We start from the raw sequence: 13,512 nt of genomic DNA on the forward strand, positions 1-13,512 counted from the left end.
CGGTTAAAAAAAGGAGTGGGGTAATGACGTATAAAAAGGGGAGTCGGGTAATGACGTTTCTGTTTGGATGACTTTCTACTACCTTTAAATCATGACCAGAGCTAAAGGAGGATATACATACATCATGTCCAATGTGCACCGGACGACCCTCTATATTGGGGTTACTTCAGATTTATACACGCGAGTTTATCAGCATAAGTATGAATATGGCTCTGCTTTTACCAAAAAGTATAACTGTGTGGATTTGATGTATTATGAATTTCATCCAGACATCGAAACAGCAATAAAAAGGGAAAAACGTTTGAAAAAGTACAAACGAGATTGGAAGTGGGATTTGATCGATGAAATGAATCCAGAGAGAAGGGATTTATTTGATGAGGTCAAAGATATGAGGTGATTCGTTCAAGAGGCTATAATCGAGCATACTTCACGAAAGGCACTGTCCTTCTCCACTACCACGTCATGCCCCGGCATAGACCGGGGTATCCCCTGGCGGTAAGAACAAAGGCTGGCGGATGGGTTGGTGCCATAGAATGGGGAGATTACCCCTTTCCGCCGAATGGAGGGCCTGTCCTCCGGAAGGCGGGCGATAAAATTCTCCTAACGTCGACCTTTTCGGGTAATGACGTATAAAATGGGGAGTCGGGTAAGGAAAACCTCCAAGGTTTATCTGCAGGATGAAAGAAAACCTTGGAGGTTTGTTTGTTGAGGTCAATAAAAAAGACCTGACAGGTTTCCGAAAACCTGTCAGGTCTTAAGTCCAACAATCTAAGACCTATCGTCTAAAATCTATTCAAGTCTATTCAGAAGGTTGAACGATGCCCATGATCTCTAGCATCTGTGGGTTGTCCTCTAGTGCGACACGTGCGATTTGAATGAAGTCAGAGTACCAGTCCATGAGTACTTCGAAGGATTTGTCTCTGATTTGGGTGGCCTCTTGAGCTTCCCCTTTTTCCTTTAGTTGAATGGCTAATAAGGAGGCCACTTCCTCCACCATAGCTAATCTTTGTTCGAGTTTTTCTTTGGTGATCCCACCTTTTGCCAATTGACTCAATATTTTTTCGTCTGCTATCGCGTTTTTGTAAAATACAGTGGATTGTTCGATCCATCCATAATAGGTTTTTTTACGCCGTCCTTTGATGTCAAGTGCTTCCCATGCTCCTCTTTCCTTTTGTAACAGTATTCGAGATATCTTGACATCCTTCATTAAAATCTTGTTGGTTTCAGCCATCTTTTGAGTCATTTTGTCGGTGGCATCATATTGCTCACCGTACTCTTTTTTCTGTTTCAGGTGCTTGGACTTGGCATCTTCTAAAAGTGCCAGGCCATGATTCAAACTCTCTTCATCATAGCCAAATTCACCCAGAAGTGTTTTGAGAGAATTGTTTTTGATGGGGTTAGTTACAGCCATTTCGATTTTAAATAGTGTAGCGTCAATTGCTTGATTCATCATAATGATTATAGTTTATGGTTATTAATGATTTAAGAATTCTTCTTTGTATTAGAGGTTTACTTTAGTAAATCCGATGGCTATTTAGCCATATCCCAGGGATGTACTTTTCCGAGATGGGAGATGCGACTCCTGATACGGGAGGTGCCGTTCCCAAGTGGGAGATGCGACTCCTGAGATGGGAGATGTCGTTCCGGTACGGGAGATATGACTCCTTATGCGGGAGCTGTCATTTCCAGGCGGGAGATATGACTCCCGAGGTGGGAGATATCATTCCCATGCGGGAGGTACCGTTCCCGTTTGGGAGCTGTGACTCCTTGACTGGGGTTTGCACTTATTGACTGTACAAATACTGATGTCTCGAATATCTTTAAGTGCTTTCACGCTAGAATTGAAAGGGATTGAGAAGATAGAGTGCAGAAAAGAATGAAAATGAGATACCTGCTTCAATGAAGGCGGATGGTTAAGCTGGTTTTGTAGCATTTTAGTCTGTTTTATTAATGGTTAGTTTCCGAATGCTGCTATACCAATGATAAACAAGGAAATTTACAAATGGAAATAAAACAGGAAAAAATTAGATTTTAGACAGGTTTATTTGTGGTTGTTACTCAGTAATTTTAGAATTTTAGAATATCTCTCACCAATTGAGCTTTTATCAAGTTGAAGAGTATTACTAATGAGCTCGCGATTGAAATAGGTATGATTGATTAATTTCATTGAGTTTAAGAGCTGATCTTTATCCTTGATAAGGTAGCCGTTGGATTCATTAATAAACTCAGGAATACCACCAATGTCTGACGCAATAACGGGACATCCACAGCAGATTGCTTCAGCGCATACCACAGAAAAAGTTTCGTAATTAGATAGATGAACTAAGGCTGAGGCTTGATTCATTTCCAGGGCTATTTCATCAGAATTGAGAGAGCCTAGTAATTGGGTATGTTCTTGTAGGGAAAGAGATATGATCAACTTCTTCATTTTCTCTATTTGCGGCCCATAGCCACCTATTCTCAATTCAGCCTCAGGATGTACTTGACTATAAGCTGCAAAGTTTCGAATGACGCTAAAGGGATCCTTAGGATACTTCCACTGACTTACCATAAAAAAGCGATGGGCTTGAGGCTGTACTTCATTTTGGTAATGAAAAACTTGCGTATCTACTACATTAGGTACAACAAATGAAGGAAAGTTACTATAACTAAAAGTCTTGATATCGTTTAGTAATGCTTGAGAGACTGCAATGACAGGAATCTTCTGACGAAAAATTCGCTGAATCCTAGGAAGTTGATCGGCACTAGCCAGTCCGAAATTGTCATGATAAGCGCTCCAATGCTCAGTAATCACAACCGGAGTTTTGATCCACCGTTTGATCCAATGCCAGTAGGTGAGGTTAGGATAAGCAATGTGAAAATTGATAATATCGTATTGCTGCTTTCTTTCTTTCCATAGTATCCATGACAGAAAGAGAATGGCAACAAGCTCCATCGCAAACCAGGGTGCAAAAGAGGAAATCAAGCAGTACTTTTTGTTTCCTCTCAGTTCAGTCTTCCCAAGGCTCAATTCAAATCTCCCCTTGTTGAGTTCCAGATGGTATACCTTGTTTTCATCACCAGCACTTGCCAAGGCCTCAATGTGTCGCTCCACCCAGAGAGCCGACTTGGGGTTTTTGCGGGTGGGATACCAAGAAGTGATGTGGAGAATTTTCAAATTTTAAATAATGTTTTTCTAATGCAGTATTGTAAGGTACGCCAGTTTTGAAAATTGCTAGGTCTTTTTTTTACGCCTTTCCATGCGTTGGCGATGGCAGCTGAATAAAGTCCGGAATACATCAGGTTTTCAGCTTTTTTTCGGTGAAAAAATGAAGGGTCTTGAGTAAAAGGAGTTTTTAATTCCTTGATATAGGAAGTAAGTCTTTCTATATTGTTGGAGGTTAAAGAGTCTATACCTAAACTGCTCCTCTCTTTGGCTAAGAATCGAACTATCTCATGTCCTAAAAACTGATTAGCATTGTTAAATCCTTTAGTCATTGCAGTGCTAACAGATCTATATTTATAGAGCGGTTCCTTGTAATTAACATTCCCCATACGAAAACCTGCTTCACAAATTCTTAGTAACCAATCATAATCTTCACTAATTATACCGAATTTCAATAGTTCGAGTCTATACCCACCAATTTTATCGAGGATGGAAGTTTTGAATAAAATTGACGGTTTTTGGAAAAGGTTGCTATGAATAAGATTGTCTTTGATGTGTTTAGGGTCTGATAGGACTGGTACTTTTGCTTGAATAATTTCATCTTTTTCATTTATGATGCAAAAATTCGTACCGATAAGATCTAGGTTTTCTTGATCCAATATTGCTAGTTGTTGTTCAAATCTTTTTGGGTGAGATATATCGTCTGCGTCCTGAAAGGCAATGACATCTCCCGTTGCTTTTGTAAAAAGGAAGTTAATCGTTCTTTGATACCCCTTATTCTGTTTGTTTTCGTAAGTTGTTACTCTAAAATCCGAAATTTTCCCTAAAATATCCTTGGTTAAATCTGTAGAGCAGTCGTTGCAAATAATAACTTCTATGTTACGGTGCGTTTGATTCAGAATAGATTCAATAGATTTTTGGATAAATCTATCAGCATTGTACACTGGTATAATTACGGAAACTTTCATCGACTAAGGGTGAAATGGATTCATTATAAAGATGTCCCAAGCCAAATCTATTAACAATACTTAAGATATCCGTGATTTGTGTTTGGCTTAGATTATGGGTCCAATATTCTAATCTAGAATTGTGTTCAGAGGGAGAGTTTAATGAGGTTGGGCTTGGGGTTTGGCTTTTTGACAGGCATTGATCTAGATATTGAATATCAAGATTAAAGATTTTGAATATTTTTGATAATTCGCCTCTCGGTGATTCTAATAAATTTTCATAAAACACAACATGCGTGTTTTTACATTGTTCCAACGCAATTTTTGTGTTTATTGACCACCAAGCAGCAAGTCTTTCTTCGTTAGATGAAATATTACTTAGGATTTCAGCAAAGTCTTTTTTGTCAAAGCCATTTTGAGTAAATGAATCAATCTCAAATTTATCATTTGGAGTCCAAGAGCCATTGTATGTTTTATTCTTGGCATAATTTATTTGGGAGTTTACAACTGCGCAAGGGTGTCTCAATAATAAAATGGTTGGGGAATGAATTAAATTGTTTTCAAGCCATGGTAACAGTGTATTGAGCCGTATAAACTTGAATAAATTAACTTCTCGATTCCTGAACTGATATAATGAGACTTTTCTGTCAAAGTTGTTAATCATTTCAAAGGCAAATTTTTTTTGAGAAAATAAGCCTTTAAAAAAATTAATTGCTTTTGGTTTTTTTTCCTGTGGCTTGAGATAATGGTATTGCCCAAAATTTAGGTCTTTGCACATATATTGGTATGCGGCGCTGAGTGGTTCGTAGAAACTAACGACATTTGGATAAGCCTTTAGCATGGCTTCAAGCCAGGTACTTCCACCTCTTCCATAGGCCGAAATGATAATGTTAGTTCTTTTCTTTTGTACTGGCAGGAAGGCCGAGGCCTTCATTAGATTATATTGGATTCGTTGGTGTATTGTTAACATCGATTTTCAAATTCGGTCCATTTTTTAAAGGTTCTTTTGCCTAAGTCGCCTATATGGTATTTTCTAATTTTGATAAAGTAGAAGTTTAATAGTCGCAAAATCATGCTGCTGTGACCATTTGTTTTGAGAGTTTTGGCATAGACCACCCATAAGAAGTAGTCAAAATATGGTATTAACTTTAAGTCTTTAATCAGCTTTATATTTTTCACATTGAATTCATCAGATTTGCAAACATTAGTAAAGATGAGTTGAGCTAAAGGTTTTCTGTGCTCTGAGACTCTTGATTTGTTTGCGAGTAATTGATAGGTTTTTTTGAAAAGTTTCAACCTATTGATTATTATTTTTTCGTGCTTTCCGTAGGACCGTATTGTATTAATTGAGTCTTGTCTATAAAAAATGGGTGAGGTGAAGTTATTACTACTTTGATGAAATTTGAAGTCGAAAATAATCGCCCGAACATGTAAGTCCCAATCTTGCCAAGAGATAAGGTCTTCGTCAAAGCCATCAAGGGTTGTCACTGTAGTTCTTCTCCAAAATGCACTGCAAGTAATCCAGGGCATGTCTTGGCTCAAAAATTTGCTTAGTATGAATTTCTTATCAAATTCTTTGTTTAAGAAATATTTAGAATCATTTATGCCATTATAGAAAATTCGAACAGGGAATATATAGAAATCAAAACAAGGTTTTTCTTGAGTAATTTGAAGCCTTGAGTTAATACAGTCTTCTAACATTATGTCATCACTATCCAAAAAGATAATATACTCTCCTTTAGATCTTTCAATTCCAATATTACGGCAAGTAGGAGCTCCTTTTGGTTCTCGATGACGCTTGTAAAGCTTAAAGCGATTGTCTTTTTTGACGAAACTCTGAACAATATCTATTGTCCCATCAGTAGATCCATCATCCACTATGATACATTCCCAATGAGAATAGGTCTGGTCGAGTACAGATTGGAGTGTTTCTCCAATTAATTTCTCTCTATTGAAAGAAGGGATGATTACCGATACCAGGGGCTGCTGATTTGTCATTTTTGTAGGCTTTGTTGAATGAGCTTGTTGAGCAGCCCAATATGCCTATCCATACTGTAATGATTGGCAACATGTTCTTTTCCTTTAGTCCCCATCTTTTTAGAGAAGACCGAATCAGACAGCAGTTGATCCATGTGCCTGGCCATAGTTTCCACATCATGTTCATCTGATAACAACCCTGTTTGCTGATGAATAATCACATCTGGAATCCCGGCATGAAAGGTAGAAACCACTGGGACTCCAGCAGCTGATGCCTCTAGTACGGCTACTGGTGTTCCTTCCATATCACCATTTTCTGCTGTGATAGAGTGCTGAACGAATGCTCTACAATTGGATAATAATTCTTTAAAATCTGTTGGTTTAATGACGCCAGGTAACTGGACGTTTTGTTGAATTCCCCAATGTTGAATCAAGTTCTTGCAGACATTTCTAAGTGGTCCATCTCCTGCGAGTATTAATTGGGCATTGGGATGTTTGTTCAGCACCTTTTTGAAAGCCAAGATCGTATAGTAGGGGGCTTTCTTATCAACAAATCGCCCTACCCCTACGAAAGTTTCTTCACTGAGTGTAGATGAAATTTCGAAAAAGGAATCGTCAGGAGCACAGGGGGTTACGATGATTTTTTCTTTGGGACAGCCTAGATCAATTAGTTTGTTTTTCATGGCCTGTGAGACTGCAATGATTTGCTGTGCATAATTGAATATCGGAATGTAACTTTTATTGTTCTCTATGGTTTTGAGAACAGATGCGTCATGACCATGGAAATGAACAATCAAGGGCAATTTTAATTTTTGACAAATTCGTAGTACTGCCATTCCTGTTGGTCCATATTCTGCAAAGACAACTTGAATGTTTTTCTTTTTAAGGGAGTATTCTAAGTTAGCGGCACTTTCGAACGAAGTATCCTTTCTTATCCATCCAGCTAGCTTGTTGATTATTCTAATGGCTGTGGGGACAATTGATTGGCTTCCTTCCAAATATAAAGGAAGCTTTCCTCCATAATAATAGAAGATATCACCATCCAGGTACCGTTTATGAGACTGAATGAAGGTCTCTGAATAGGCATTTTGACTGGGAGATATGAGTGCTACTTTAATTTTATTCATCTTACCTAAATATTAATGAAGAATGGATTTTATCTTCTGTTTGAATGTAAGTTTGGGTAAATAAGGAAGTAATTCTTTGCTGTTTTTAAGCAGCTCATATTTTTGATAAAAGTCAATCAGAGAGATTGAAGGTAGGTATTGAAGATTTTCTAGCGATTGATCGTTGTATCTTGATATTTCGGCTAATAAATAATCTTTGGGATTCCAGATGTTTAGGTTTTCAAATAGGCTTATTTCAGCTTGAATGTTTTTGGAGAATTCTGACAATATTACCAGGTCCACATCTTCATCTACTGGTTGCAACCCCTCTGGGTTGTTCTTGCGCAAATAATTTTGATGATCTACAGTTGGGCATGTCATGATCACTCGTCCATTGGGGTTAAGGGCGTCAGAGATATTATTGTAAAATTGTGTTCTTGCAGCCTTAGGAATATGTTCAAAAACATCTAGTAGAATAATAACATCATAGTTCCCTTTTGGAAATTCGATTGTTAGGTCAAGGTTATTGTAGTTAAGGTTGGGCAGTTGAAATAATGATCTAGCCGTCTCATATAATTCTTTGCTGATATCATAGGCTTCTATTTTTGCTTGAGGAAAGTGTCGTGCAAACTCATATGAACTCCAGCCTAGACCAAATCCTAAATCTAATATGCTCTTTGTACTACATGGGATACGAAGGAGGCTTCTCCTAATGGCGTTAGCTATTCTAATGTTAGGCTTGAGAAAGTCTTCGAGCAGCTTGCCCTTGAAATTGTCATAAAAGACTTTAACCGTGGTGTTTTGATTCATTTCTTTTGGCTAATGGTAAAGAAAACACTGGCATCCCTAGAATATAGATTCCATTTGTCAATTTTAACTTGAAGGTAAGCTATGATCCAAAAAAATAACCCTTTAAATCTATAATGCAAATTAGGGGAAAAACCATCTTGAAATAATTGGAGTCCGCTAGCTGCTAAGCCCATCAATCCATAGGTATGTGTGGTTTCGAATTGATTATCAGAAAGTAATTTTTCTAGACCATCTTTTGTCCACCTCCAATAGTCTGTAGGGTCTGGGTGATACTTCCAGTGACCATGTGTCGAAAGTAATAGCTTGCCATCTTTTTTTAAGACTCTAAAGCATTCGGATAGGTACTCTTCAGGGGAGACTACATGCTCTAAAACCTGAGTGGAAATAATATAGTCAACTGTATTGTCCCTCATTGGGATTTTACCCGACTCGAAATAGATGTCTGCATCCTCATTGCCTTCAAAATCAACTCCCAGATATTTACATTTAGTTTCATATAAGCGTCTATACGGCATGTTTCCACAGCCAAAATCCAACATGGTTGAGTTGGGTTGAATGTTTTCTAATATTTCTTCGTTAACTAATCTGAGTAGGCTTAGGATATAATATCTGCTTGAATTTTTCTTCGGATAAAGTCTTTCTCCTCTTTCCTTATGTTTGTGTATACCACTCATTCTCCTGATAATAAATTGCAGACCCCTGTTTCCAGTAATAGTCTCTTACACTGTTTTCTCGTTGTACCTCAAAGTGAATCTTTTCTTGCACCTTGTCAAAGCCGATTTTCGATTTTGCATCTGCTAAGAAGACGCTTAAGGAATATTTGCCTGGATATAACTGAATAGATTCAATTATATTTTTAAGTTTCACTTTCCCCTTTGTGTTTCCAAATGTTTGTTCTTCACTTAAAATCAAGTTATGTATTATGTTGTTACCTTCTGAATCCCTGATTTGATAGGAGAAAGCAGCATTCTCCATTGGTTCATCGATATGCAATTCACTTTCTAGTGTCATTTTTTCTCCCATCATAATGCAACCGTGTTTTGAATCCAGATTGAGCTTTATACTATGAATAAAGTTACCTTCCCTTTTCTCAGATTGGAATGTATTTATCAGATCTGTTTCATTAATATGTTTTGCAATTACTTTTTCAACAGGAGCACTCATTGATACCTTTCCTTGTTCAAGAAGAATTCCACTCTTACATAATTTTCTTATGCTCGCCATATTATGACTCACAAACAACACCGTTCTCCCTTCTCCCTTACTCACGTCTTGCATTTTGCCGATGGCTTTCTTTTGGAACTCGGCGTCTCCTACAGCGAGGACTTCATCGACGATGAGTATTTCGGGCTCCAGGTGGGCGGCTATGGCGAATCCCAGGCGCACGGTCATCCCTGAGGAGTAGCGTTTGACAGGGGTGTCCAGGTACTTGGCTACTCCGGCGAACTCCACGATTTCGTCGAGTTTGGCTCGGATCTCATGGCGGTTCATGCCCATGATGGTGCCGTTCATGAAGATGTTTTCGCGTCCGGTCATCTCTGGGTGAAAGCCTGTTCCTACCTCTAGCAGTGAGGCGATGCGACCTTTGGCTTTGATGCTGCCCGTAGTGGGACTGGTGACCTTGGAGAGAATTTTAAGCAGCGTGGATTTGCCCGCGCCATTTTTGCCAATGATGCCGAGTACTTCTCCCTGTTTCACTTCGAAGTTGATGTCTTGTAGTGCCCAGACGTATTCGCTGTTTCCTTTGACTGCCCGATCGTTGGCTTCCCCGATTTTGAGATAGGGGTCTTCCTTGCCTCGGATTTGGTGCCACCAGCGGTTGAGGTCGTGGCTGATGGTGCCCGTGCCGATCTGGCCCAGTCGGTATTGCTTGGAGAGGTTTTCTACTTTGATGGCAATGTCGCTCATATCTTTACACCGTATCCATGAAACTTCTTTCGGTCTTATTAAACACTAAGATACCGATAATCAAAATGAAAAAGGTCACTAACGCATCATAGCCTAGCAATTGCCAGTTGAGTTGACCGGAACCCAGGAAGGCATACCTAAAGGTTTCGACGATACCCGACATGGGGTTGGCCATGATGATCCATTGGTATTTTTCGGGAATGGTGGACAGGGGATAAATCACAGGAGTGGCATACATCAGCAGTTGGATCCCGAACTGTAATAGAAAAACAAGGTCTCTGTATTTGGTGGTCAAAGAAGTGATCAGCATGCCCGCGCCCAGGCCTAAGGCAGCCATCAGTAGAATGAGGAAGGGCAGCAGCAAGAGGGCCATGTTCGGTGCAGCACTGGTGCCACTCCATAGGTAGTAGAGCAGAATCAGTACAAAGAGCAGCAATTGAATCCCGAATTTGACCAGATTGGAAATGACAATGCTCAAAGGAGTAATCAATCTCGGGAAATGCACTTTGCCAAAAATGGCCTGGTTGTCCTTGAATACGGTTGAGGTTTTGTTGAAGCACTCGGAGAAGTAGTTCCAGGCAGTGACTCCACTCATGTAGAAGAGCAGTTGGGGCATGCCATCGGTGGAGATCTTTGCGACATTGCCAAAGATCAGCATATAAGTCAGGGTAGTAAAAATGGGCTGAATGAAGAACCACAGTGGACCCAGGATGGTCTGCTTGTAATAGGTGACAAAGTCCCTTTTGACAAACATACGCAGGAGGTCACGGTATTTCCATATCTCTCCCAGATGCACATCGAGCAAGCCTCTCTCAGGCAATATGACCGTGTCCCACTCTTCTTTTGCTTTGCTCATTGATAGTTGACCACAAAATCGAAGCGCTGCATTTACGCCTCTACTCCGGCTAATAATGTTTTGATAATGTTCAAAGTTAAACCGCCGAGGGTCAATGGCAAAGGGGATGGCTTAGATTTATGGGGAGAACACCCCCCAAGCCCCCCTCAGGGGCAGGGCTGTTGCATTCTAAAAAATGGATTAACTTGAAAATTAAAAATGGCATCAGAAAGTATCATTTGGTATTTAGGAAAAGTGAAGGATCACAGGCGTGGTGCGGGTCAGCGACATTCTCTGGAATTGGTACTGGTCATCGTGCTGATGTCGGTAATGAGCGGCTACTATGGTTATCGTGCTATTGGAGATTTTATAGAAAGAAATAGAGAGAACTTATTGTCTACTTTTCAGCCCAAACAAGACAGATTACCGACTTTTTATACTATTCGAAGAGTGTTGATGGGATTGGATTTTGATTCCTTTTCTCATCAATTCTATCAGTGGAGTAAAGCCTATGTTTCGATAGAGTCTGGAGAGTGGCTTAGTGTAGATGGCAAGGCCATCGGTGGTACAATGAGTGATTATTCAAAGTCGTATCAGAATTTCATCAATCTAGTGACCGTATTCGTTTCCAGACAGAAAATGGTATTAGCCAATGGAGAAGTCATTAACTCAAAAGAGAGTGAAATACCTGTAGTTCGTCAATTAATAGAGATGCTGGATCTCAAAGATGTGGTCTTTACTATGGATGCTCTTCATTGTCAAAAAAAACGGTAGAAGTGATTATAGCTAGTGGAAATAATTATGTAATTGGAGTGAAGAAAAATCAAAAGACACTCTACCAGAGCATCGAAAAGTGTGCCCAAGAAAAGCCTATAGGTTATTATTCTCAGCTAGAGAGAAACAAAGGAAGAATAGAAAATAGAGATGTAACAGTGTTCAATTTGCCAGAGGAAATAAAAAAACAATGGACTGGTGCACAACACGGCATCAAAATTAGAAGAGAAGTAAAAGTCAATGGACGCTACAGGGAAGAAAACGCGTATTATTTAAGCAGCATAAAGAATGGAAGTGCATTATTATACAACTATGGGATAAGGAATCATTGGCACATTGAAAACAGTCTACACTGGACCAAAGATGTAACGATGAAAGAAGATGCCTCTAAAATCAGATTAGGCAACGCTCCATCAATTATATCCACGCTTAAAAATGGTGCAATGAATATATTTAGAAAACAAGGCATGAATCAAATAGCAAAGGCCACCAGACTGGTAGCCAATGATATTGAGACTCTAAACAAACTAATCAATTAGAATGCAACAGCCCTGCCCTCAGGGGGGGATTTGATTTGTGTTGGGCTAGTTTTTGTGTTATTCAATTGGTGTTTGTTTATGTGACTAAAGTTCGCTTGAAGCACGATCTAGTGTCCCCTTGAGGGGATTATAGGGGTGTTTTTTCTAAAGTGGTTGGAATCAAATCAGTAGAAAGGTGGATTAGGTCACTTTTTCAATTTTGATTGGTTAAGGTCCAAGCGGACGCTTGAACCAGAATAGGGCAATTGAGGCTGTCTCAAAAGGCTCAACATTACAATGAAAATCTTTTGAGACGGCCTTTTGTAGAGTATTCATCAATTCTGAGTCAATTCTTGAGACTCTGTGCTGTCCTGAATAGCTTGCTCCAGGTCGCGCCAGTCGTAGATTTCGAAAGTGCGGTTGTCGGACATGGCGACAAAGATTCCTTTCGGGAAGTCTGCGTTGAAGGCCACAGGAGACACTTCTGATCCATCACTTTCGACCACCTGCATGGGCAAGACGGTGATCAAGTTATGCTGATGAGGATTGCTGGAACTGCCTTCTCTTGGGTAGACATGAAAGCGTCTGTTTTGCTGGTCTGAGATGAGGATGTATCCGCTCTTCTCACCCGTTGGGTAGATGGAAATACCCTCTCTGTCTTCGGTGAAGTTCTCCAGTCCGAAAAGTGCGAGTTCCTCATTGCCCTTGTTAGGATCAGCATAGTATTTGCGGATGCCGTAGAGTTCGTCTGAGTAGTAGATGTAGCCTGCTTCAGCGTCAACTGCGATGGCTTCTATTTCTCCATCTCCCCCGCTGAATTTCCCAAACTTGCGAACCAGTTGACTTTTGACTGTGCCGTTTTCAGCATAGAGCAAATATTGGTATAGATACCCTTCAGTAGGGGCATTCTCACCTTTTCGGCTCACGATGGCGAAGATCGAATCGTCTGCTCTTTTGTAGAGGGCTACTCCCATGACCAGGCGGTTTTCGCTGTCTTCGAAGACTGGTAGTCCGCCTCCATCGATGGGATTCATGTCAGGCAAGCTGAAGACTCTGATTTGCTCTTTGCCCCGCTCTGAGAACACGGCTATATCCGTCTGCTGCGTGCTATCCAGTTGAAAGCCATAGGCGATATCGACGTTGTTTGGGCGATCGATGTTGGAGATGCGCCTGTCAGCGATTTCATTTCCCTGAAGGTCAAAAACAAATACGCCTCCCTGGCCGTCATCGCCTTTGTCCGTTCCGAGAATCAGGGACTGAGCTGGGTCACTGGGGTGAATCCAGATGGCAGGATCGTCACTGTCGTAGTTGACCGAATCGGTTACGTATTTGGGTTGAATGCGGGTAATTTCGCTTTGTGTTTCGGCTGTTTTAGAGGATGGTAGGCAGGAAGTTGCCAATCCCAGGCCGAGTATATATATGATGTTTTTATTCATGGTTTTAAATATTAAATGTGGTTGTTTAAGCTTTTATCAAAAGTCTTAAAGCCTCT

12 protein-coding genes and 1 pseudogene are annotated in these 13,512 nt (G+C 40.1%); 2 read left to right on the forward strand and 11 right to left on the reverse strand.

Annotated elements, in window-relative coordinates:
• Positions 1 to 91: 91 nt before the first annotated feature.
• Positions 92 to 397 carry a GIY-YIG nuclease family protein gene (locus N7U62_RS19155; protein WP_264139697.1) on the forward strand — a complete coding sequence of 102 codons (306 nt, stop codon included), beginning with the start codon at positions 92 to 94 and terminating at the stop codon, positions 395 to 397.
• A gap of 402 nt (positions 398 to 799) precedes the next feature.
• Here N7U62_RS19155 and N7U62_RS19160 read toward each other — a convergent pair whose 3' ends face one another.
• The 10 genes from N7U62_RS19160 to N7U62_RS19205 all read right to left on the reverse strand — a co-directional run bounded on the left by N7U62_RS19160 (position 800) and on the right by N7U62_RS19205 (position 10,749).
• Entirely contained in the window at positions 800 to 1,453 is a 654-nt protein-coding gene (locus N7U62_RS19160; RefSeq protein WP_264139698.1) for a PQLLE family protein, read from the reverse strand.
• Between the two features lie 588 nt (positions 1,454 to 2,041).
• Complete coding sequence (locus N7U62_RS19165) at positions 2,042 to 3,157, reverse strand: glycosyltransferase (protein ID WP_264139699.1); 1,116 nt, start codon at positions 3,155 to 3,157, stop codon at positions 2,042 to 2,044.
• Positions 3,154 to 4,113 (reverse strand): glycosyltransferase family 2 protein, encoded by a 960-nt coding sequence (locus N7U62_RS19170; protein WP_264139700.1) that lies wholly within the window; start codon positions 4,111 to 4,113, stop codon positions 3,154 to 3,156. The genes N7U62_RS19165 and N7U62_RS19170 overlap by 4 nt, the downstream gene beginning before the upstream one ends.
• Positions 4,076 to 5,026, reverse strand: coding sequence for a sulfotransferase domain-containing protein (locus N7U62_RS19175; protein ID WP_264139701.1), 951 nt, complete (start codon positions 5,024 to 5,026; stop codon positions 4,076 to 4,078). Before N7U62_RS19175 ends, N7U62_RS19170 begins: the two co-directional genes overlap by 38 nt.
• A gap of 29 nt (positions 5,027 to 5,055) precedes the next feature.
• Positions 5,056 to 6,090, reverse strand: coding sequence for a glycosyltransferase family 2 protein (locus tag N7U62_RS19180; protein WP_264139702.1), 1,035 nt, complete (start codon positions 6,088 to 6,090; stop codon positions 5,056 to 5,058).
• Positions 6,087 to 7,196: a glycosyltransferase gene (locus tag N7U62_RS19185; RefSeq protein WP_264139703.1), complete on the reverse strand. Its 1,110-nt coding sequence runs from the start codon at positions 7,194 to 7,196 to the stop codon at positions 6,087 to 6,089. The genes N7U62_RS19180 and N7U62_RS19185 overlap by 4 nt, the downstream gene beginning before the upstream one ends.
• A 12-nt stretch (positions 7,197 to 7,208) precedes the next feature.
• Positions 7,209 to 7,985 (reverse strand): class I SAM-dependent methyltransferase, encoded by a 777-nt coding sequence (locus tag N7U62_RS19190; RefSeq protein WP_264139704.1) that lies wholly within the window; start codon positions 7,983 to 7,985, stop codon positions 7,209 to 7,211.
• On the reverse strand, positions 7,982 to 8,659 hold the full coding sequence (locus N7U62_RS19195; protein ID WP_264139705.1) for a class I SAM-dependent methyltransferase: 678 nt from the start codon (positions 8,657 to 8,659) through the stop codon (positions 7,982 to 7,984). The genes N7U62_RS19190 and N7U62_RS19195 overlap by 4 nt, the downstream gene beginning before the upstream one ends.
• On the reverse strand, positions 8,637 to 9,893 hold the full coding sequence (locus N7U62_RS19200; protein WP_264139706.1) for an ABC transporter ATP-binding protein: 1,257 nt from the start codon (positions 9,891 to 9,893) through the stop codon (positions 8,637 to 8,639). Before N7U62_RS19200 ends, N7U62_RS19195 begins: the two co-directional genes overlap by 23 nt.
• A 4-nt stretch (positions 9,894 to 9,897) precedes the next feature.
• Positions 9,898 to 10,749: an ABC transporter permease gene (locus N7U62_RS19205; RefSeq protein ID WP_264139707.1), complete on the reverse strand. Its 852-nt coding sequence runs from the start codon at positions 10,747 to 10,749 to the stop codon at positions 9,898 to 9,900.
• A 198-nt stretch (positions 10,750 to 10,947) separates the two neighbouring features.
• On the opposite strand from N7U62_RS19205, the pseudogene N7U62_RS23295 reads away from it, so the two are divergent.
• A pseudogene (locus tag N7U62_RS23295) lies at positions 10,948 to 12,041 on the forward strand (ISAs1 family transposase).
• Between the two features lie 314 nt (positions 12,042 to 12,355).
• Here N7U62_RS23295 and N7U62_RS19220 read toward each other — a convergent pair.
• The gene (locus N7U62_RS19220) at positions 12,356 to 13,456 is read right to left on the reverse strand and encodes a phytase (protein WP_264139708.1); all 1,101 of its coding nucleotides are present in this window, start codon (positions 13,454 to 13,456) and stop codon (positions 12,356 to 12,358) included.
• Between the last annotated feature and the right edge of the window lie 56 nt (positions 13,457 to 13,512).

It is taken from the genome of Reichenbachiella ulvae (assembly GCF_025833875.1).
Lineage (GTDB): Bacteria > Bacteroidota > Bacteroidia > Cytophagales > Cyclobacteriaceae > Reichenbachiella > Reichenbachiella ulvae.

Coding starts and splice junctions, on each gene's coding strand:
- N7U62_RS19155 (WP_264139697.1), top strand. CDS start 92: ATGACCAGAGCTAAAGGAGGATATACATACATCATGTCCAATGTGCAC.
- N7U62_RS19160 (WP_264139698.1), bottom strand. CDS start 1,453: ATGATGAATCAAGCAATTGACGCTACACTATTTAAAATCGAAATGGCT.
- N7U62_RS19170 (WP_264139700.1), bottom strand. CDS start 4,113: ATGAAAGTTTCCGTAATTATACCAGTGTACAATGCTGATAGATTTATC.
- N7U62_RS19175 (WP_264139701.1), bottom strand. CDS start 5,026: ATGAAGGCCTCGGCCTTCCTGCCAGTACAAAAGAAAAGAACTAACATT.
- N7U62_RS19180 (WP_264139702.1), bottom strand. CDS start 6,090: ATGACAAATCAGCAGCCCCTGGTATCGGTAATCATCCCTTCTTTCAAT.
- N7U62_RS19185 (WP_264139703.1), bottom strand. CDS start 7,196: ATGAATAAAATTAAAGTAGCACTCATATCTCCCAGTCAAAATGCCTAT.
- N7U62_RS19190 (WP_264139704.1), bottom strand. CDS start 7,985: ATGAATCAAAACACCACGGTTAAAGTCTTTTATGACAATTTCAAGGGC.
- N7U62_RS19195 (WP_264139705.1), bottom strand. CDS start 8,659: ATGAGTGGTATACACAAACATAAGGAAAGAGGAGAAAGACTTTATCCG.
- N7U62_RS19200 (WP_264139706.1), bottom strand. CDS start 9,893: ATGAGCGACATTGCCATCAAAGTAGAAAACCTCTCCAAGCAATACCGA.
- N7U62_RS19205 (WP_264139707.1), bottom strand. CDS start 10,749: ATGAGCAAAGCAAAAGAAGAGTGGGACACGGTCATATTGCCTGAGAGA.
- N7U62_RS19220 (WP_264139708.1), bottom strand. CDS start 13,456: ATGAATAAAAACATCATATATATACTCGGCCTGGGATTGGCAACTTCC.